Source organism: Streptomyces flavusporus (assembly GCF_046267975.1).
Taxonomy (GTDB): Bacteria; Actinomycetota; Actinomycetes; order Streptomycetales; family Streptomycetaceae; genus Streptomyces; species Streptomyces flavusporus.
Genome location: NZ_CP176503.1, coordinates 4,359,629 through 4,378,005, shown reverse-complemented (window position 1 = coordinate 4,378,005; position 18,377 = coordinate 4,359,629). Strand labels below are relative to the sequence as shown.

At 69.6% G+C, this 18,377-nt stretch carries 17 protein-coding genes; 9 read left to right on the top strand and 8 right to left on the bottom strand.

Annotation, left to right across the window (positions count from 1 at the left end):
* The first annotated feature begins 6 nt into the window (after positions 1-6).
* The 6 genes from ACKTSN_RS20780 to ACKTSN_RS20755 all read left to right on the top strand — a co-directional run bounded on the left by ACKTSN_RS20780 (position 7) and on the right by ACKTSN_RS20755 (position 3,828).
* A complete protein-coding gene (locus tag ACKTSN_RS20780; protein WP_409470485.1) occupies positions 7-804 on the top strand; it encodes a type III pantothenate kinase in 798 nt (265 codons plus the stop codon).
* Positions 805-1,018: 214 nt separating this feature from the next.
* Positions 1,019-1,678 (top strand): hypothetical protein, encoded by a 660-nt coding sequence (locus ACKTSN_RS20775; RefSeq protein ID WP_409474880.1) that lies wholly within the window; start codon positions 1,019-1,021, stop codon positions 1,676-1,678.
* Between the two features lie 222 nt (positions 1,679-1,900).
* Complete coding sequence (locus tag ACKTSN_RS20770) at positions 1,901-2,080, top strand: hypothetical protein (protein ID WP_409470484.1); 180 nt, start codon at positions 1,901-1,903, stop codon at positions 2,078-2,080.
* 194 nt (positions 2,081-2,274) lie between these two features.
* Positions 2,275-2,703: a BlaI/MecI/CopY family transcriptional regulator gene (locus ACKTSN_RS20765; RefSeq protein ID WP_409470483.1), complete on the top strand. Its 429-nt coding sequence runs from the start codon at positions 2,275-2,277 to the stop codon at positions 2,701-2,703.
* Between the two features lie 9 nt (positions 2,704-2,712).
* Complete coding sequence (locus ACKTSN_RS20760) at positions 2,713-3,246, top strand: amino-acid N-acetyltransferase (protein WP_409470482.1); 534 nt, start codon at positions 2,713-2,715, stop codon at positions 3,244-3,246.
* A gap of 246 nt (positions 3,247-3,492) precedes the next feature.
* Positions 3,493-3,828 carry a histone-like nucleoid-structuring protein Lsr2 gene (locus tag ACKTSN_RS20755; protein WP_409470481.1) on the top strand — a complete coding sequence of 112 codons (336 nt, stop codon included), beginning with the start codon at positions 3,493-3,495 and terminating at the stop codon, positions 3,826-3,828.
* Here ACKTSN_RS20755 and ACKTSN_RS20750 read toward each other — a convergent pair.
* Positions 3,807-4,478: an SCO3374 family protein gene (locus ACKTSN_RS20750; RefSeq protein WP_409470480.1), complete on the bottom strand. Its 672-nt coding sequence runs from the start codon at positions 4,476-4,478 to the stop codon at positions 3,807-3,809. The two genes, ACKTSN_RS20755 and ACKTSN_RS20750, sit on opposite strands and share 22 nt — an antisense overlap.
* Positions 4,479-4,908: 430 nt before the next feature.
* Between ACKTSN_RS20750 and ACKTSN_RS20745 the strand changes: the two genes are divergently transcribed.
* Positions 4,909-7,434, top strand: coding sequence for an ATP-dependent Clp protease ATP-binding subunit (locus ACKTSN_RS20745; protein ID WP_129799478.1), 2,526 nt, complete (start codon positions 4,909-4,911; stop codon positions 7,432-7,434).
* Between the two features lie 82 nt (positions 7,435-7,516).
* Here the strand turns inward: ACKTSN_RS20745 and ACKTSN_RS20740 are convergent, their stop codons facing one another.
* Together ACKTSN_RS20740 and ACKTSN_RS20735 are read right to left on the bottom strand one after the other, a co-directional pair.
* Complete coding sequence (locus tag ACKTSN_RS20740) at positions 7,517-8,146, bottom strand: HAD family acid phosphatase (RefSeq protein WP_409470479.1); 630 nt, start codon at positions 8,144-8,146, stop codon at positions 7,517-7,519.
* A 117-nt stretch (positions 8,147-8,263) separates the two neighbouring features.
* Complete coding sequence (locus ACKTSN_RS20735; RefSeq protein WP_409470478.1) at positions 8,264-11,368, bottom strand: NACHT domain-containing protein; 3,105 nt, start codon at positions 11,366-11,368, stop codon at positions 8,264-8,266.
* A gap of 374 nt (positions 11,369-11,742) precedes the next feature.
* Here ACKTSN_RS20735 and ACKTSN_RS20730 point away from each other — a divergent pair, with 374 nt between their 5' ends.
* Positions 11,743-12,474, top strand: a complete 732-nt coding sequence (locus ACKTSN_RS20730) for a M23 family metallopeptidase (protein ID WP_409470477.1) — start codon at positions 11,743-11,745, stop codon at positions 12,472-12,474.
* On the opposite strand, the gene ACKTSN_RS20725 is transcribed toward ACKTSN_RS20730, so the two are convergent.
* A complete protein-coding gene (locus ACKTSN_RS20725; RefSeq protein ID WP_409470476.1) occupies positions 12,471-13,061 on the bottom strand; it encodes a TetR/AcrR family transcriptional regulator in 591 nt (196 codons plus the stop codon). The genes ACKTSN_RS20730 and ACKTSN_RS20725 overlap by 4 nt on opposite strands.
* Before the next feature lie 114 nt (positions 13,062-13,175).
* Here ACKTSN_RS20725 and ACKTSN_RS20720 point away from each other — a divergent pair, with 114 nt between their 5' ends.
* Positions 13,176-14,744 carry an MDR family MFS transporter gene (locus ACKTSN_RS20720; protein ID WP_409470475.1) on the top strand — a complete coding sequence of 523 codons (1,569 nt, stop codon included), beginning with the start codon at positions 13,176-13,178 and terminating at the stop codon, positions 14,742-14,744.
* Between the two features lie 19 nt (positions 14,745-14,763).
* On the opposite strand, the gene cseC is transcribed toward ACKTSN_RS20720, so the two are convergent.
* The 4 genes from cseC to ACKTSN_RS20700 are packed head-to-tail and all read right to left on the bottom strand — an operon-like array spanning position 14,764 to position 18,146.
* On the bottom strand, positions 14,764-16,113 hold the full coding sequence (gene cseC, locus ACKTSN_RS20715; RefSeq protein ID WP_409470474.1) for a two-component system sensor histidine kinase CseC: 1,350 nt from the start codon (positions 16,111-16,113) through the stop codon (positions 14,764-14,766).
* Between the two features lie 13 nt (positions 16,114-16,126).
* Positions 16,127-16,837 (bottom strand): two-component system response regulator CseB, encoded by a 711-nt coding sequence (gene cseB, locus ACKTSN_RS20710; RefSeq protein WP_224737722.1) that lies wholly within the window; start codon positions 16,835-16,837, stop codon positions 16,127-16,129.
* Between the two features lie 53 nt (positions 16,838-16,890).
* Entirely contained in the window at positions 16,891-17,562 is a 672-nt protein-coding gene (locus ACKTSN_RS20705) for a hypothetical protein (protein WP_409470473.1), read from the bottom strand.
* 35 nt (positions 17,563-17,597) lie between these two features.
* Positions 17,598-18,146 carry a SigE family RNA polymerase sigma factor gene (locus ACKTSN_RS20700; protein ID WP_409470472.1) on the bottom strand — a complete coding sequence of 183 codons (549 nt, stop codon included), beginning with the start codon at positions 18,144-18,146 and terminating at the stop codon, positions 17,598-17,600.
* Between the last annotated feature and the right edge of the window lie 231 nt (positions 18,147-18,377).

Below are 18,377 nucleotides of genomic sequence, written 5' to 3'. Positions count from 1 at the left end.
CCGGCCATGCTGCTGACGATCGACGTAGGCAACACGCACACGGTCCTGGGCCTGTTCGACGGGGACGACATCGTCGAGCACTGGCGCATCTCCACGGACGCGCGCCGCACGGCCGACGAGCTGGCGGTCCTGCTCCAGGGCCTGATGGGCATGCACCCCCTCCTCGGGGACGAACTGGGCGACGGCATCGACGGCATCGCGATCTGCGCGACGGTTCCGTCCGTCCTGCACGAGCTGCGCGAGGTGACCCGCCGCTACTACGGCGACGTACCCGCGGTCCTGGTCGAACCAGGCGTCAAGACGGGCGTCCCGATCCTCACGGACAACCCCAAGGAGGTGGGCGCCGACCGCATCATCAACGCCGTAGCCGCGGTCGAGCTCTACGGAGGCCCGGCCATCGTCGTCGACTTCGGTACGGCGACGACGTTCGACGCGGTCAGCGCGCGCGGGGAGTACGTCGGCGGTGTCATCGCCCCCGGCATCGAGATCTCCGTCGAGGCGCTCGGCGTCAAGGGCGCACAGCTCCGCAAGATCGAGGTCGCCCGGCCGCGCAGCGTGATCGGCAAGAACACGGTCGAGGCCATGCAGGCGGGCATCGTCTACGGCTTCGCCGGCCAGGTCGACGGCGTGGTGAACCGCATGGCGCGCGAGCTCGCGGGCGACCCCGACGACGTGACGGTGATCGCGACGGGGGGGCTGGCGCCGATGGTCCTGGGTGAGTCCTCGGTCATCGACGAACACGAGCCGTGGCTGACGTTGATCGGGCTGCGGTTGGTGTACGAGCGCAACGTGTCCCGCATGTGAGCGGCGTTGCGCTGGGCCGGGGGGTGGGTCGCGCAGCCCGGCGCTGCCGGGTCGCCGCCCGCGCCCGGGCGGCACGACTGCCCGCGGACTGACGGGGGTCGGCGCGCCCCCACCCGGGTGGCACACCCGCGCGCCATGCCACCCCTTTTGCCTGGTTTGTCTGATTAGCGCGTACCGTCGGTCCATGCCCACGCCTTACGGATCCCGCGGCGGCATGGCGTTCGGTGTGGAGGAGCTGCGTGTGCTCCGCCGCGCTCTCGCCCTCGCCCTCCACCCCGGCCAGGCCTCGGCCGAGGACGTCCAGGACTGCCTTCGCCTCGCCGAGTCGCTCGACGAGGCGGTGCGTGAGGTCGCCCGCCTGCGGGCCTTCCTCGTGGCCGACCTGGCCCGCTACCGTGCCGCCCTGCCCGGCGCCGCGGCCGGCTACGTCACGCTCTTGGAGGAGGCCCTCCGCGCCGGATACCGCCCCCACCCCGACGACCTCGCCGCGCTCCGCGCGCTACGCGGCACCCCCGCGGCCGCCGCCCTGCTGGACCGCTGCCAGACGCTCGCCGAACAGGACGTACGCGCCCGCCTCGCCCACAGCACCCCCGCCACGGCCGAACCGGCAGCCGCCCGCGCCCCGATGGTCCCCGCCTCCCGCACACGCCTCCTGGCCCTCCCTGGGGGCCTCTCGGGCGCGGACGAGGACCCCGCAGCGAAGCCCGGGGAGAAGCCCGAGAAGAACCCCGCGGAAAAGCCCGCCCAGCCGACGCCGAGGCCCGCCACCCCCCAACCGTCCCGCCGCCCCATCCCCACCCCGGGCGAGGTCTTCCCCCGCCGCAAACCGCCCCAGCCCCCCGCGAACCCCCCGCACCAGCTCGCCGCCGGCTGACCGCCCCACTCCAAGCCCCGCCCCGCACCCCGCCAGGCCCGGCCCGCAACACCGCCTGCTCCTGCCACACACTCCGCCCCGCCGCACCCCGCGCGCCGCCCCGCTCCTGCCGCGCACCCGCCCCGCCCGCCACCCCCTGTCCCCGCCTGCACGCCACACGCCACACGCCCACCCACCGGCCCCCGCCCGAGCCACCCCACCCCCCGCGTCTACCCTTGAGCCATGGACTACGTCTCCGCGCTCCTGCCCCCGTTCGTCATGGCCGTGTTCTTCATCGGTGTGATCAGGGTGATCGTGAAGACCCAGGGCGGCACCAACAAGGCCAAGGAGGACGCGGTCGTCGACGCTGCCATCGCGCGTGCGGAGGGTGCCCGCCAGTCCTCCACGCACAGCGACGCCTGAGCCGCCGCGCGACGACCCGGCCGCCCGGCCGACCAGCGGCCCACGCGCCGACCACCCCGCCACAAGTCCGCCCAATTTGTTCTGGTTTGCGGAGAAAAGTAACCGAACGTGCCGGTTCGGTGCGCAAGTGCACAGACATCCCACTATTGTGATGAGTTGTGCCTCGCCCATTGGGAGAACTCGAAGACGCGGTCATGACGCGGGTGTGGAAGTGGAACCGCCCGGTGACCGTTCGAGAAGTCCTGGAAGATCTTCAGCAGGAGCGGTCCATCGCCTACACCACGGTGATGACCGTTATGGACAATCTCCATCAGAAGGGCTGGGTACGCCGCGAGTCGGAAGGCCGGGCCTATCGATATGAGGCCGTCTCCACCCGGGCCGCCTACGCCGCCGCCCTCATGAACGAGGCCTGGTCGCAGAGCGACAACCCCGCAGCCGCGCTCGTCGCCTTCTTCGGCATGATGAGCGAGGAACAGCGACAGGCGCTGAGCGACGCCGTACGCATCGTCCAGGGCCCGGAAACACCCGCACCCCCACCTGTCGAACGCACCCAAACCCCGGAATCCCCCTCCGATAGCGCGGTCGAGAACCCCGGCTCGGCACCGGAGGACGGCGGGCGATAGCGTCCGCTCATGTCCGCAGAGAGTCCCGAAGTCACCGCTAAAGCCATCACCGTCCGGCGGGCCCGGACCAGCGATGTCCCGGCCGTCCGCCGACTGCTCGACGCGTACGTCCGCCTCGGCATCCTGCTCGACAAAGCCACGGTGACGCTTTACGAGGACATCCAGGAGTTCTGGGTCGCGGAACGTGACGACAACGCCGAGGTGGTCGGCTGCGGTGCACTGCACGTGATGTGGGAAGACCTTGCGGAAGTCCGCACGCTCGCCGTGAAGCCCGGCCTCAAGGGCGCCGGCGTCGGCCATCAGTTGCTGGAGAAGTTGCTCCAGACCGCACGCTGGCTGGGTGTTCGCCGCGTTTTCTGTCTGACCTTCGAAGTGGACTTCTTCGTCAGGCACGGCTTCGTGGAGATCGGTGAGACGCCGGTCGACACCGATGTCTACGCCGAGCTGCTCCGTTCCTATGACGAGGGCGTCGCCGAGTTCCTCGGACTCGAACGAGTGAAACCGAACACCTTGGGCAACAGCCGGATGCTTCTGCATCTGTGATCGCCGCGGGTATGCCGGTGGTATGCGAGGAGTATTCCGCCCGACCCGGCTGCCCGGGTTCCCTATGTCCGAAACGCGCATGTTTCCGGGCAGGGAGCTGCGATCGGTCTCTGCCGGGGGTTTGTGTTTTTCCGGCAAAAGCGGTTTGCTTTCCGACGTACTGCAGTAGTGCATATAACAGGGGGCGGCGAAACGGGCGGACGCCGCAGACCCCCGGCCCTCACGTTATCGATGAAAGGAAATCCGGTGGCACAGAAGGTTCAGGTCCTTCTTGTCGACGACCTCGACGGCGGCGAGGCGGACGAGACGGTGACGTTCGCGCTGGACGGCAAGACGTACGAGATCGACCTCACGACCGCCAATGCGGACAAGCTTCGCGGCCTTCTCGGCCCCTATGTGAAGGGCGGCCGGCGTACCGGTGGCCGTGCTTCCGGCGGGCGTGGAAAGGCACGTGCCGCTGTCGGCGGCAGCCAGGACACCGCTGCGATCCGTGCGTGGGCGAAGGAGAACGGTTACGAGGTCAACGACCGTGGCCGTGTTCCGGCGTCCATTCGCGAGGCCTACGAGAAGGCGAACGGCTGAGCGCACGCGCGTCGCAGCCGGATCCGGTGGCAGTGAGTGGCCACCGTGTCCACCAGCCGTACGAGATCGGGGGCGCCCCCACCGCCCCCCATGGCCGACAGCGTCGGCAGCGAGGCCTCGACCTCGCATCCCGGCTCGGGGGGCCGCAGCCACACGGCGGCCCCCTGAAGAGAGCCGCCTGAGCGGCCCGGGGAAAGCGGTCGCCCTCCGGCCGGGCCGGTGGGCCCCGTCTCGGGCTCACCCGGCTCCATTGGATCCGAGCACGGATCCGCGAGTGCTGCGCCGCCCCCCGGGGGCCTCGGGGCGTCCATGACGCCGCCCGGGCCGATGGCCGTCAGGTCCAGGGGCAGGGCGCCCCACTCCAGCCAGTCCAGCAGCCCCGGCAGCTCCTCAGCGCTGCCCGCGGCCACCAGCAGCCGCATCCGGTCGCCCCGCACGGCCACCGGGGAGCCGGGATCCAGATGCCGCAGCGCGGCGCAGCCCGCCTCGACCGGTACGTCCAGGACGTCGAAGCGCAGGCCCACACACAGGCGGACCGGAGCGCCGGGCACGGTCGCCCAGCCCAGTTCGTTCTCGTACCACCGCCGCACCCGGTCGCTCGAGTCGAGCGACCGGCGGGGAAGGGGGACCATGGGCATAGCGCCAACCATGTCCAGCGCAACCGTCAAAAGGGCGTGCGAGTTACGCTGAGTGTTTCAGCGAATGCGCAGAGTACCGAAGGTGGGGGCGCGTGGGGGCGTGGGGTGGCGCAAGGTTGTTCGCCCGTAGCTGAGGGAACGGGCGCGCGCTGCATGGACTGTCAGCCCGAGCGGGTAAGACATCCCTAGTGGGAGGGGGCGACACGCAGGAAAGGACGTCTCACGTTCGCCATCGGCGTACTGATGGTGAGGGTAACTGCCTGGCCTGCGGGAACATCGTCTCGCACCATCGGGTTGGAGCAGATGTCGGCGTTCGGGGTCAGGAGGCCATCGACGGTGTCGGCAGTTGGAATGAGCGGTCCCCGCTTGCGGGACTAAGCTGCGGAAGGACAGGGAGGGGAAGTTCCCCTTACTGCCTGACCGCTCTGAGGAGCGATTAACGATGTTCGAGAGGTTCACCGACCGCGCGCGGCGGGTTGTCGTCCTGGCTCAGGAAGAAGCCCGGATGCTCAACCACAACTACATCGGCACCGAGCACATCCTCCTGGGCCTGATCCACGAGGGTGAGGGTGTCGCCGCCAAGGCCCTTGAGAGCCTCGGGATTTCGCTCGAGGCGGTCCGCCAGCAGGTGGAGGAGATCATCGGCCAGGGCCAGCAGGCCCCGTCCGGGCACATCCCCTTCACCCCCCGTGCCAAGAAGGTCCTGGAGCTGTCGCTCCGCGAGGCCCTTCAGCTGGGCCACAACTACATCGGCACGGAGCACATCCTGCTCGGCCTGATCCGTGAGGGCGAGGGCGTCGCCGCCCAGGTCCTGGTCAAGCTGGGCGCAGATCTGAACCGCGTGCGGCAGCAGGTGATCCAGCTGCTCTCCGGTTACCAGGGCAAGGAGGCCGCCACCGCCGGTGGGCCTGCCGAGGGCACCCCCTCGACGTCCCTGGTCCTCGACCAGTTCGGCCGGAACCTCACCCAGGCCGCTCGTGAGTCCAAGCTCGACCCGGTCATCGGGCGCGAGAAGGAGATCGAGCGGGTCATGCAGGTGCTGTCCCGCCGTACGAAGAACAACCCGGTCCTGATCGGTGAGCCCGGCGTCGGCAAGACCGCCGTCGTGGAGGGCCTCGCCCAGGCCATCGTCAAGGGCGAGGTGCCCGAGACCCTCAAGGACAAGCACCTCTACACCCTGGACCTCGGCGCGCTGGTCGCCGGCTCCCGCTACCGCGGTGACTTCGAGGAGCGCCTGAAGAAGGTGCTCAAGGAGATCCGCACCCGCGGCGACATCATCCTGTTCATCGACGAGCTGCACACGCTGGTCGGTGCGGGTGCCGCCGAGGGCGCCATCGACGCGGCCTCCATCCTGAAGCCGATGCTGGCCCGCGGTGAGCTGCAGACCATCGGTGCGACCACGCTGGACGAGTACCGCAAGCACCTGGAGAAGGACGCGGCCCTGGAGCGCCGCTTCCAGCCGATCCAGGTTGCCGAGCCGTCCCTGCCGCACACGATCGAGATCCTCAAGGGCCTGCGCGACCGGTACGAGGCGCACCACCGCGTCTCCATCACCGACGAGGCGCTGGTCCAGGCCGCCACCCTGGCCGACCGGTACATCTCGGACCGCTTCCTGCCGGACAAGGCGATCGACCTGATCGACGAGGCCGGTTCCCGGATGCGTATCCGCCGGATGACCGCTCCGCCGGACCTGCGCGAGTTCGACGAGAAGATCGCCGCCGTCCGCCGGGACAAGGAGTCCGCGATCGACTCGCAGGACTTCGAGAAGGCCGCCTCCCTGCGCGACAAGGAGAAGCAGCTCCTGGCCGCCAAGACCAAGCGGGAGAAGGAGTGGAAGGCCGGCGACATGGACGTCGTCGCCGAGGTCGACGGCGAGCTGATCGCCGAGGTCCTCGCCACGGCCACCGGCATCCCGGTCTTCAAGCTGACCGAGGAGGAGTCCAGCCGCCTGCTTCGCATGGAGGACGAGCTCCACAAGCGGGTCATCGGCCAGGACGACGCCGTCAAGGCGCTGTCGAAGGCGATCCGGCGTACGCGTGCGGGTCTGAAGGACCCGAAGCGTCCGGGTGGTTCGTTCATCTTCGCCGGCCCGTCCGGTGTCGGTAAGACCGAACTCTCCAAGGCACTGGCCGAGTTCCTCTTCGGTGACGAGGACGCGCTGATCTCCCTCGACATGTCGGAGTTCAGCGAGAAGCACACGGTGTCGCGTCTCTTCGGTTCGCCCCCCGGTTACGTGGGCTACGAAGAGGGCGGCCAGCTGACCGAGAAGGTTCGCCGCAAGCCGTTCTCCGTCGTCCTCTTCGACGAGGTCGAGAAGGCCCACCCGGACATCTTCAACTCGCTGCTGCAGATCCTGGAGGACGGTCGTCTGACCGACTCCCAGGGCCGGGTCGTGGACTTCAAGAACACGGTCATCATCATGACGACCAACCTCGGCACCCGGGACATCTCCAAGGGCTTCAACCTGGGCTTCGCCGCCGCGGGTGACACGAAGACCAACTACGAGCGCATGAAGAACAAGGTGTCGGACGAGCTCAAGCAGCACTTCCGGCCCGAGTTCCTCAACCGCGTCGACGACGTGGTGGTCTTCCCGCAGCTGACCCAGTCCGACATCCTGCGGATCGTCGACCTGATGATCGGCAAGGTGGACGAGCGCCTGAAGGACCGGGACATGGGCATCGAGCTCTCCCAGTCCGCCAAGGAGCTGCTGTCCAAGAAGGGCTACGACCCCGTGCTGGGTGCGCGTCCGCTGCGTCGCACCATCCAGCGCGAGATCGAGGACTCGCTGTCGGAGAAGATCCTCTTCGGCGAGCTGCGCCCCGGTCACATCGTGGTCGTGGACACCGAGGGCGAGGGCGAGACCAAGACCTTCACCTTCCGAGGTGAGGAGAAGTCGGCCCTGCCGGACGTCCCGCCGATCGAGCAGGCGGCCGGCGGAGCGGGTCCGAACCTGAGCAAGGAGGCCTGACCCTCCGGGGGTTGAGCCGAAGACAACAGAAAGGGGCTGCCCGGGACTCGCGTCCCGGGCAGCCCTCTTTTTTGTCCCTTCGTCAGGACAGCTGACCGTCGTAGTCCGGCAGCTTGTACGTCTTCTCGGCGTGGCCACCCGACAGGTCGGTGGTGTTGTTGCCGATGTTGGCGATGATGGTGTAGCCCTTCGACTCGATGTCGACGCGCTGGGCGGTCTTGTAGGCGGCGACGTCCTTGAAGAGGTCGAGGAAGCCGCGCACATAGAGGCCGTCGACCTCGTAGCCGACCTTCTCCAGGTTGTACTCGGTGGGCGCGTAGATGATGCCCGGCCGGGCCGTGACGAAGAACAGGTCGACGCCGTGCTCCTGGGCGTACTCGGCGACCTCCAGGACCGGCTGGTTGGCCGGCTGCGGGTAGCTGAAGCCGAAGTCGGTCTCCAGGGTGGTGTTGTCGATGTCGAAGACGATCGCCTGCTTCTCGCCCGGCTTCGACTGGGCGATGCGCTGCTTCAGGTAGGGCAGTGCCTGGTCCATCACCGCCTGGCAGTCCTTCTGCCAGGTGTCGTAGTCCACGTCCGCGGCGGCGGTGGTGGCGGTGGTGGTCGTGCCGGTGCTGGTCGCGGCCTCGGCAGGGGCGGCGATGGCCACGAGGGCGGCTGCTGCGACGGCGGTTGCGGCGGTGCGGCTCGCCCAGGGGCGTCGTCTCGTCATGTGTGGGGGTCCCTTCACGTCCGTACGGCTGCCAACATGTCGTGGGCATGCTCGTTGGTGTGGATGGCGTGAGGGGAACCGTAGGGTTACTGGACGGTAGGTGAACAGAGGTGTGCGTCACACAACGCTGCGGATCCTCTTGAACACCGGCGTGACCGGGAGCGGGTCGAGGATGTGCTGCGGGATGTGGGTGACGTCCGGGGCGGGGACGACCGTCGCCGTGCGCAGGTTGGGGAACAGCCTCGGGATGTCGGAGAAGTCCTCGGTGCCCAGGACGTTGTTGAGGCGCAGGTCGGTGACGGTCGGCAGGGGTGGGCCCTGCCACTCGATGTGCTGCCAGTTGATGCGCAGCTCCTGAAGTTCGGGGAGCCGGGCGATCTCCTCGTAGTCATCGGGGGAGAGCTTGGTGGACAGCTTGGCGAGGCTCAGTTGCTTCAGCGAGCGGAAGCGGTGCAGGCCGCGCAGGCCGGTGTTCTCGAGCGCCGTTTTGGTGAACCGCAGATAGCGCAGTGACAGGCCCCGGGGGAGCGCCTCGTCGAGGGACTCGGCCTCCAGCACGACCCCGAGGTCGAGTTGGTCCAAGGTCGGCGATCCGGAGAGCACGGACAGGTCCGGATGGTCCAGGAGGTCCAGTGACAGCCAGGACAGGGGCAGGCCGGCCAGCGGAGTCAGGTCGTCCACATAGAAGCACCTGCTGAGGTCCAGATAGCCGAGCCCATGCAGGGACGACAGACAGGTCAGGTCCTCCAACTCGTCGTTGTCGCGGATGTGGAGCTCTGCCGTCCGGTCGGGGTGGAGACCGGCGCTGATGTCGCTCGGTTCGATGCCGCCGATGAGCTGCACGGAACGCCTGCCGCCCAGTTCTCGCAGAAAACGCAGCTGTTCCACCGAGCGTGCGGTGAAGAAGAGATCCTCCTCCGGCAGATGCGCAATGATCTCCTCGCCGTATCGCCGGGTTCCGAACCGATGCCATGTCCAGGTGAGTTGGGCCCGTACGTCAAGGGCGGGATGGGAGCGGAAGCGGGCCAGTACCGGCAGCGCGGCCTCCGTCCCGATGAGGGACGCCGTGACGACGACCGCCCGTGCCTCCTCCTCGCCGAGCCCCTTCGGGCCGGGCAGCAGTTCCAACGCGAGCGGCCCGACCGACGCCAACGCGCGGGCCTCTTCGGTCGTCCGGGGCGGGATCAACGCTGCCGCCTTCCGCTCGACCTCCTCCCGCACCCGGGGATCGAGCTCCGTCGCATGCTCCAGTGAGGCCAGCGCGAGAAGCCGTACCCGCGCACTCGCCGCACCCTCCGCTCGGTCCGCCGCCGCACTCAGGTCCCGTAGCAGCTCGGCCCGTTCCCGCGGCCGGGCATGCGCCACCGCCATCCGGATCACGTCCGCCCACTGCTCGTCCGCCGCCCCGCGCACCAGCAGCCCGAAGTCCCCGTCCTCCACGGCGGCCTTCGCGCCCAGGTAGTCCTGGAAGGTGCGGTGCACGAACTCCACGGTGCCGGGGGCGGGTTCGCGCAGCAGGCCGCTGCGGACGAGCAGGTACCGCAGGATCTGGCCGGCGTCGCCCTGCGTGGCGGCGGCCGGGAGGGAAGGCAGGACGTCGGCGATGATCCGTTCCGCCCGCTCGGCATCCATCTCCGACTGGTTGTTGCGGATCAGCCAGTAGGCGAGGCGCTGCAGAAGCTGGATCTGGGGCAGTTCGGTGAGCTGGATGCCGTCGTGGTCGTACATGTCCCGCTCCTCGTCCCGCCGCGCCAGCAGCATCGACAGGGCAGCGTCGTACAGCTCCTGCCTCCCGTGCGGCAGATAGCCCCGCCGGTCGCGGTGCAGCGCGCAGATCAGCCCGCACATCAGGGGGTTGGTGGCGAGGCGGCCGAGGTCGGGCTTGGTGCGCAGGGCGTCGAGGAGGGAGCGTTCGTAGTCGTCGAGACGTTCGGGGTCGGGGGCGTCGGCCCGTGCCGCCGTGTGCCAGCGGGAGACGAACGCGGCCACGTCGTCCCGGCTCATGGGGGTGAGCATCAGCTCCGTGAAGCCGTCGGCCGCGAGCCAGTCCTCCCGTACGGCGGAGGGGCGGGAGGTGACCAGCCACTGGTTGCCGGGATAGACGTCCAGCAGTTCGCGCAGCCAGCGGCGGGTGCGCTCCCGCTCGAGCTCGGGGATCTCGTCGATGCCGTCGATCAGGACCAGGGCGCGGCGGGCGGTGAGCACGCGGTCCACCCAGCCGTCCGGCTGGTTCGCGTGGAACGGGACGCGTACGGCGGCCAGAAAGGCGTCGGGGGCGGGCAGCCCCTCGGGGCGGCGGACCAGGGTGCGCAAGGGGAGGACGAAGGGGATGCGGTCGCCGCGCTCGCCCCGGGCCGCGGTCACTGCGAGCCACTGCACCAGCGTGGTCTTGCCGGAGCCGGCCACTCCGCGCAGCAGTACCCGGTCGTGCTCGGCGAAGGCCTGTTCGGCGGGCAGTGCGGTGGCGGCGGAGGCGACGCCGAGGCCGTCGGAACCGGTGCCGTCCCCGGCCGGGTGCAGTGTCTGCAGGCTCAGGTAGGCCGCGTCCAGGGGCCAGCGGTCGGGGGAGTTGACCAGGTCGATGCCGTAGATGGTGAGGTGGCCGTGCCTGGCCGTGACGTACGACACGTAGCGCTGCTCGAAGGCCGGGTCGGTGCCGCCGGGCGGCGGGGTCCGGGCGATCAGCTCGTCGACCCTGGCCAGCAGCTCGCTCTGCCGCCGGGTCTGTTCGACCAGCGTGCGCGGGACAAAGGTCGAGCGCTGGGTGAAGAAGTGCAGGATGTGCAGGCAGGCGGTGGTGAGCGCCCGGAAGTAGAACAGGGCCGCGTCGAGGGACAGGTCCCGGTCCGGCTTGCCGCTCGCCGCGCGCAGACGGGCGGCCAGGGCCTCATGGCCGAGCTCCACGGCCTGTACGTCGGTCATGTCCAGGTCGCCGAGGGCGTACAGCGTGTCGGCCAGGGCGTGGACGACGGCCTGCTCCTCGTCGGCGGGCAGGGGGCGCTCCCCGGTGCCGCGCAGGCCCCGGCGCACCAGCTCCGCGGCCAGTCCGGTCACGTCGTCGCGGTCGAGCCGCCGCTTCTCGCCCCTGAAGGTGACGTACGACGAGATCCGCACCGGCCGGTCCACCAGCCCGGCGCCCGGACCCTCGGTCACGAACAGCTTCTTCACGAGTGGTGCGACCACCCCGGACGCCAGCCTCATGCCGATGACCGTCGGTTCCACCCGGCCTCCCCCCGAGCCCCGTTGGCAGGAAACAGCAGCGTAGCCCCCGTCACATTCAGGGGTCCCTCGATCTTGCCCATCGGTGACATGCCACACAGGCGATTTGTCCGTTACTACCTGGAATAGTGGAAAGGCCGTTCTGGACAAAATGGACTTTTATTTCGGAATCTCAACGCGGAATGGCTGTTATGGGCGAATTCGTCCCTGATGGGGGCTCTGTCAAGAGTCGGGGAGTTATGAGGTGGACTACTAGCTTCCGTCGTAGGTCACACCTTTTGGGATAGCCAGGTCCGGGGGTTACCAAGGGATGGCCCATTCGGCGGACGTCCGTGCGCCGGGTGGCTTTTCTCTGTCCCCGTCCCATGAGGTTTCGCATGTTCACGCGTGTCACGTCCCGTTCTTCCCGTACGCCGCAGCTCCGCACTCGCGCGGCCGTGCTGGCCGCCGGTCTCGGCGCCTCGGTCGTGCTGGGGGCCGGGGTCGCGGCCGCCGCCAACACCGTCACGGCCACCACCACCGCAACCGCCGCCACCTCCGGCGTTGCGAGCGCCGTCGAGGCGCAGGCCGCGGCTCAGGCGAAGGCGGCGGCCAAGGTGGCCGCCGCGAACGCCAAGGCGAAGGCGGCTGCCAAGGCGGCCGCCGCGAACAGCAAGAAGGCCGCCCAGCGGGCCGCCGCGAAGAAGGCCGCGTCCTGGACCCGCCCGGTCAAGAGCTACCGGCTCAGCGCCAGCTACGCCCAGGCCGGCGGCATGTGGCAGTCCACCCACAGCGGGCAGGACTTCGCCGTCCCGACCGGCACCCGCGTCGTCGCCGCGCACGGCGGCACCGTGGTCAAGGCCGGCGGCAACGGCGCCGGTGACGGCCCCGCGTACGGCAACGCCGTCGTCATCAAGCACGGCAACGGGACGTTCTCCCAGTACGCCCACCTGGCCCGCGTCGACGTGAAGGTCGGCCAGATCGTCGCCACCGGTCAGCGCATCGCCCTGTCCGGCAACACCGGCAACTCCAGCGGTCCGCACCTGCACTTCGAGATCCGTACGACCGCCAACTACGGCACGGCCATCAACCCGGTCGCCTTCCTGCGTGCCAAGGGCGTGACCCTCTAAGACGACCGAGCGGCGCCCCCGTGCGCCTGGGTCACCATGTCGACGGCGACCTCGAGGATGGCCTTGCGCTTGTCCTCGGGGTCGCCTTCCAGTTCCTGCATCACGAACACCGTGCCGGCGTGCAGTGTGAAGATGGCGCTCACGCAGCGGACCTGGTCGGCCAGGGTGGCGTCCCGGTCGATGATGATCTCGCGCAGGCCCCGCATGCGCTCCTTGAACAGGTCGCCGATGCGCAGTTCCCGTACGGTCGCCTGGTTTTCGTGCATGAAGCGGAACAACGGTGCGGCGTCGGAGAGCAGTTGGCTGTAGCGCCGTACGATCTCCTGCTTCGTCTCCAGGGTGTGCGGCTGGTGCCCGCCCCACTCGACCAGTTCGTCGATCGGCTGCATCAGGTCGTCGAAGATGCCGACCAGGATCTCTTCCTTGGTCTTGAAGTGGTAGTACAGCGCCGCCTTGGTGACGTCCAGGCGCTCGGCGATCTCGCGCAGGGACGTCTTCTCGTAGCCCTGCTCGGCGAAGAGCTCCAGCGCCACGTCCTGGATGCGCTGGCGCGTGTTGCCGCGCCGCTGCTGCTTGGTGCCGCCCATCGTGCCGCCCGTCCTCGTGCTCCTGGTAAGACAAAAACTTACTTGACGCCCGGCTAGTTTGCGAGCTACGTTCCATGGCGGAACTAGCCGGGCGGCAAGTAAGTTGGGGGAGCGGTGGCGGACATACCTGCCGACAGCACGGACACGGGGAATCAGCCCAGGAGCGTGCAGGTCGTCCTGCTCGCCCTGATGATCGCGATGATGCTCGCGATGCTCGACAACATGATCGTGGGCACCGCGATGCCGACGATCGTCGGCGAACTGGGCGGTCTGGAACACCTGTCGTGGGTGGTGACCGCGTACACCCTGGCGACCGCCGCCTCCACCCCGCTCTGGGGGAAGCTCGGCGACATGTACGGGCGCAAGGGCTCGTTCATGACCTCGATCGTGATCTTCCTGATCGGCTCCGCGCTCAGCGGCATGGCCCAGGACATGGGTCAGCTGATCGCCTTCCGCGCCGTGCAGGGACTGGGCGCCGGCGGACTGATGGTCGGCGTGATGGCGATCATCGGCGACCTGATCCCGCCGCGGGAGCGCGGCAAGTACCAGGGAATGATGGCCGGCGTCATGGCGCTGGCCATGATCGGCGGCCCGCTGGTCGGCGGCACCATCACCGACCACTGGGGCTGGCGCTGGACGTTCTACATCAACCTGCCGCTCGGCGCCGTAGCGCTGCTCGCCATCAGCGCCGTACTGCACCTGCCGAAGAAGCGGTCCGAGGCCCGGATCGACTACCTGGGCGCCGCACTGCTGACCGTCGGCATCACCGCGATCGTGCTCGTCACCACCTGGGGCGGTACGGAGTACGCCTGGACGTCCGTGCAGATCATGGAGCTGATCGGCATCGGTGTCGCCGCGCTCGTCGGGTTCCTGTTCTGGCAGACCCGGGCCGCCGAACCGGTCCTGCCGCTGCACATCTTCCGCAGCCGCAACTTCACACTGATGTCCGTCATCGGCTTCATCACCGGCTTCGTGATGTTCGGCGCAACCCTCTTCCTGCCGCTGTACCAGCAGTCGGTGCAGGGCGCGTCCGCGACCAACTCCGGGCTGCTGCTTCTGCCGATGCTCGGTGCGGTGCTCGTGACGTCGATGGTCGCCGGGCGGGTGACCACCAACACCGGCCGCTACAAGGTCTTCCCGGTCGTGGGCGGTGTGCTGCTGGTCGCCGGGCTGTACCTGCTGTCCCTGATGGACACCGGGACCTCGCGGCTGACCTCCGGCGTGTACATGGCCGTCCTCGGTCTGGGCATGGGCTGCCTGATGCAGATCACCATGCTGGTCGCGCAGAACAGCGTGGAGATGAAGGACATGGGCGTCGCGTCCTCCTCCGCCACCCTCTTCCGCACGCTCGGCTCCTCCTTCGGCGTCGCCATCATGGGCGCGCTGTTCAACCACCGCGTCCAGGACGTCATGGCCGAGCGGGCCGGCGCGCTGGGCTCCAAGGTGACCGAACAGTCCGCCCAGCTGGACGCCGCGAGCCTGGCCAAGCTGCCGACCGCGGCCCGGGAGGCCTACCAGCACGCGGTGTCCGCGGGGACCCACTGGGCGTTCCTCCTGGGCGCCGGAGTGGCTGTGGTCGCGCTGGTGGCGGCGGTGTTCGTCAAGGAGGTGCCGCTGAAGGGGGCGGGGCCGAAGGCGGACGACGGTGCTCCCGCGCAGGCGCCGGTGGCCGAGGCCGTCTGAGGTTCGCCCGACGTCCGTCCTACTGGTCGGGCAGCATCGGATAGCTGCCCGTGGCCGTCGGCGCGTGCTCCGGCAGCCACAGCACGGCGACCGCGCCCTCCGCCGGGATGTGCTCCGCCGCGCGGGGCGGGCGGACGTTGCGGAAGGTCAGGCGGGCGCCCAGTACCCGGGCCTGGCCGGCCGCGATGGTCAGGCCGAGGCCGTGACCGCGACCGGCGCGGTCCTTGCTGCCGGTGCGGAAGCGGCTCGGACCCTCCGCGAGCAGGTCCTCGGGGAAGCCGGGCCCATGGTCGCGGACGCGGATGACCCGGCCCTCGACGGTGACCTCGATCGGCGGTCTGCCGTGCCGGGCGGCGTTGGCGAGCAGGTTGAACAGCACGCGCTCCAGCCGCCGCGGGTCGGTCGTCACCTCCGACTCGTGCACGACAAGCACCTCGATGTCCGGATCCTTCGCCGCCACCCGCCGGGCGACGAACTCGCCCAGCATGATGTCCTGCAGCTCGGCCCGCTCGGAGGCCCCGTCGAGGCGGGCCACCTCCAGGACGTCCTCGACCAGCGTGCGCATCGCCTTGGCCCGGTCCAGCACCAGCTCGGTCGGGCGGCCCGGCGGCAGCAGCTCGGCCGCCGTCAGCAGCCCGGTCACCGGGGTGCGCAGCTCGTGCGCGATGTCGGCGGTGACCCGGCGCTCCGCCTCCAGACGCTGCTGGAGGGCGTTCGCCATCGCGTCGACGGCCCGCGCCAGGTCGTCGGTCTCGTCCCGGACGACCCCGCCGATCGCCTCCCGCACCCGGACGTCCGGCTCGCCCTTGGCGACCTGGTTCGCCGCGGCCGCTGCCTTGCGCAGTCGGCCCGACAGCTGGCCGCCGATGAGCACGCCGAGCGCGCTGCCGCCGAGGACGGCCGCTATGGAGCCGATGACGAGGGCCTGGTCGAGGTCCTTGAGGATGTCCGTGCTGCGGTCGGTGAACCCCGTGTGCAGCGACATCACATGCCCGTCCTTGAGTGGCACCGCGGCCCAGATGTCCGGCCCGCCGGCCGGACGGTCGGCCACGTAGGTCGCCCGCCGCCCCGCCTCGGCCTTCGCCCGCAGCTCGGGCGGCAGGCGCGGGTCGTCGATCTTGATGCTGGGGAAGTTGGGGCGGCCGGACAGCTCGTAGTTGCGCTGGGCGATCCGGAGGCGCTCGTCCGCGAGGTCACGCGCGTTGTCCAGCATCGAGACCCGGGCGGCGTTGTGCACGACCAGGCTGAGCGCGATCGCGACCAGCGCGCCGACCAGCGCGATGGCCGCACTGAGCTTCCACCTCAGTCCCGTACGGATGTCCGCGCGCTCCAGCCGTTCCGGAACGAGGCGTCGAAAGATCCCCCGCATATCCCTGTCCTGCTCAGGCCTTCAACTTGTAGCCGAAGCCGCGGACCGTCTCGATCCGGTCCTGACCGATCTTCGTACGCAGCCGCTGCACATGGACGTCGACGACCCGGGTGTCCCCGCCCCAGCCGTAGTCCCACACGCGCTCCAGCAGCTTGTCCCGCGACAGCACGGTGCCCGGCGCGGAGGAGAACTCCAGCAGCAGCCGCATCTCGGTCGGGGTGAGCGCCACCGGGCGGCCGGCCCGGCGGACCTCCATCCCCTCGGTGTCGACCTCCAGGTCGCCGAAGGTGAGCACGCCGCCGTCCGCCGCGGCGCCGGCCTCCTCCGCCCGGCCCGCGCGGGCGCCGCCGGCGTGGCCGAAGCGGCGCAGCACGGCACGGATCCGGGCGACCAGGACGGCACCGTCGAACGGCTTGGTCACGTAGTCGTCGGCGCCCGCCTCCAGGCCCAGCACCACGTCGATGGAGTCGGCCCGCGCCGACAGCATGATCACCGGGACGGTCGACTCGTCACGGATCCGGCGGCACAGGCTGACGCCGTCCAGGCCGGGCACCATGACGTCCAGCAGGGCGATGTCGGGGCGGTTCGCGCGGAACGCCTCCAGGCCCGACAGCCCGTCGGGCATGGCGGTGACCGCGAAGCCGTCCCGCTCCAGGGCGAGCTGGGTGGCCTCGCGGATGACGTCGTCGTCCTCGACGAACAGAACGTGGGTCTGGTCTGCCATCCCGCTGCTCTCTGTCCTCGTGTGCTTGTCGTGCGTGGGAGTCCGGCCGGGGTTCAGTTGCTCTCGGGCGCCGGGGTGGCCGCGCCACCGACCACCGAGCTGTAGTCGTTGTGCGTCCGGTACTCCTCGGTGAAGCGGCCCGAGGCCCAGCGGTACGTGATCACGTTCTCGCCGGACGGGCTCGACACCGGGTCGCCCTTCTCGTACACCTGCTTGGTCACGATCAGGTCACCACGGTCTATTTCGGCATAGACCGGAGGTTCCTCGGACTGGAAGACATTCTGGTACGTACCGCCCTGCTCGCGATACACATACGAGCCGATGCCGACGACATCGCTGCAGGTCACGACATTGACGACGACATCGTCGACCGCCCCTGACGTCAGATTGCCGTACGACAGGTCGACCGGGTACTCGTCGCTGGCGCACGGCTTCAGAGAGCGTTTGACCGTCGTCGAGACCTCCGGGTCGGCCATGAGGAGCTTGACCGCCGCGGGGCGGCTGAGGGACTTGGCGGGCGGCACCGCGGAGGCCGGGGCCGCCGACGAGGCCGCGGTGCCGGCGACCGCGTCGGAGTGGGCCGGGCCCTCGTCCCGGGCGCCGGTGCCGCCGGTACCGCAGGCGGAGACCGACAGGGCGAGGGCGCCGAACACGACCGCCGCCGTACTCGCCGCCTGCCAGGTGCTCCGGGCCGGGGTGGGCGGCCCCGCAGGGGGGCGTGCCACGCCCCGCGTCTCCGGCTCCGGCCGCCGGACAGACCCTAGGCCGCGCAACGCTCCCGCTCCTCACGCTCCAGCGCGCGTGCGTCCAGATCGCGGGACTCCAGCTCCTCGCGGAGCCGGGCGAGCGCCCGGTGCAGCGTGCTCTTGACCGTTCCGGCCGACATGCCGAGGGCGGCGGCCGTCTCTTCCGTGGACATCTGCTCCCAGTGTCGCAGCACGACCACACTGCGCTGCTTCGGGGCGAGCACCTTCATGACGTCCATCAGCAGGGCGCGGTCCGCGTGCTGCTCGGTGGAGTCGTCCACGCGGGCGTCCGGGAGCTGCTCGGTGGGCACCTCCTCCAGCTTGCGGGCCCGCCACCACTCGGTCCGCGTGTTGATCATCACCCGGCGCAGATAGGCGTCCGCGAGCCGCTTGTCGGCTATGCCGTCCCAGCGGCCGTACGTCCGGGCCAGCGCCGTCTGGAGCAGGTCCTGGGCGTCGACCGGGTCCGGGACCAGTCGGCGGGCGCTGCGAAGGAGCGCGTCCTGCCGGGTGCGGACGTACTCCTCGAATTCGAGCACCTCGCCCACCTCGCGCTGCGCCATGATCAACCGCCTCCATCCCCGTTACTTCTGTAGCCGTGCCACCCCGTCGGGCACGGAAATGAAGCTACGGAGGCGTTGTCACGGCGCTGTCCGAAGCAGCCTGCGGTAAACGCTCGGCTGTCCGTCGGTTGTGTAACGGAAGTAGGGACGTGTTAAAGGCGCAGATCGGATGGGGCGGGTATGGGGTGATTTGGTGCTGGGGTGGAGCTGTGAACGAGCGCTGATGTGTGG

What these genes read in the sequence shown, in the direction of transcription:
- ACKTSN_RS20770 (WP_409470484.1), top strand. Translation starts at nt 1,901, where the DNA reads ATGGACTACGTCTCCGCGCTCCTGCCCCCGTTCGTCATGGCCGTGTTC.
- ACKTSN_RS20730 (WP_409470477.1), top strand. Translation starts at nt 11,743, where the DNA reads ATGTTCACGCGTGTCACGTCCCGTTCTTCCCGTACGCCGCAGCTCCGC.
- ACKTSN_RS20775 (WP_409474880.1), top strand. Translation starts at nt 1,019, where the DNA reads ATGGCGTTCGGTGTGGAGGAGCTGCGTGTGCTCCGCCGCGCTCTCGCC.
- ACKTSN_RS20745 (WP_129799478.1), top strand. Translation starts at nt 4,909, where the DNA reads ATGTTCGAGAGGTTCACCGACCGCGCGCGGCGGGTTGTCGTCCTGGCT.
- ACKTSN_RS20740 (WP_409470479.1), bottom strand. Translation starts at nt 8,146, where the DNA reads ATGACGAGACGACGCCCCTGGGCGAGCCGCACCGCCGCAACCGCCGTC.
- ACKTSN_RS20760 (WP_409470482.1), top strand. Translation starts at nt 2,713, where the DNA reads ATGTCCGCAGAGAGTCCCGAAGTCACCGCTAAAGCCATCACCGTCCGG.
- cseC (WP_409470474.1), bottom strand. Translation starts at nt 16,113, where the DNA reads ATGCGGGGGATCTTTCGACGCCTCGTTCCGGAACGGCTGGAGCGCGCG.
- cseB (WP_224737722.1), bottom strand. Translation starts at nt 16,837, where the DNA reads ATGGCAGACCAGACCCACGTTCTGTTCGTCGAGGACGACGACGTCATC.
- ACKTSN_RS20780 (WP_409470485.1), top strand. Translation starts at nt 7, where the DNA reads ATGCTGCTGACGATCGACGTAGGCAACACGCACACGGTCCTGGGCCTG.
- ACKTSN_RS20725 (WP_409470476.1), bottom strand. Translation starts at nt 13,061, where the DNA reads ATGGGCGGCACCAAGCAGCAGCGGCGCGGCAACACGCGCCAGCGCATC.
- ACKTSN_RS20750 (WP_409470480.1), bottom strand. Translation starts at nt 4,478, where the DNA reads ATGGTTGGCGCTATGCCCATGGTCCCCCTTCCCCGCCGGTCGCTCGAC.
- ACKTSN_RS20765 (WP_409470483.1), top strand. Translation starts at nt 2,275, where the DNA reads ATGACGCGGGTGTGGAAGTGGAACCGCCCGGTGACCGTTCGAGAAGTC.
- ACKTSN_RS20700 (WP_409470472.1), bottom strand. Translation starts at nt 18,146, where the DNA reads ATGGCGCAGCGCGAGGTGGGCGAGGTGCTCGAATTCGAGGAGTACGTC.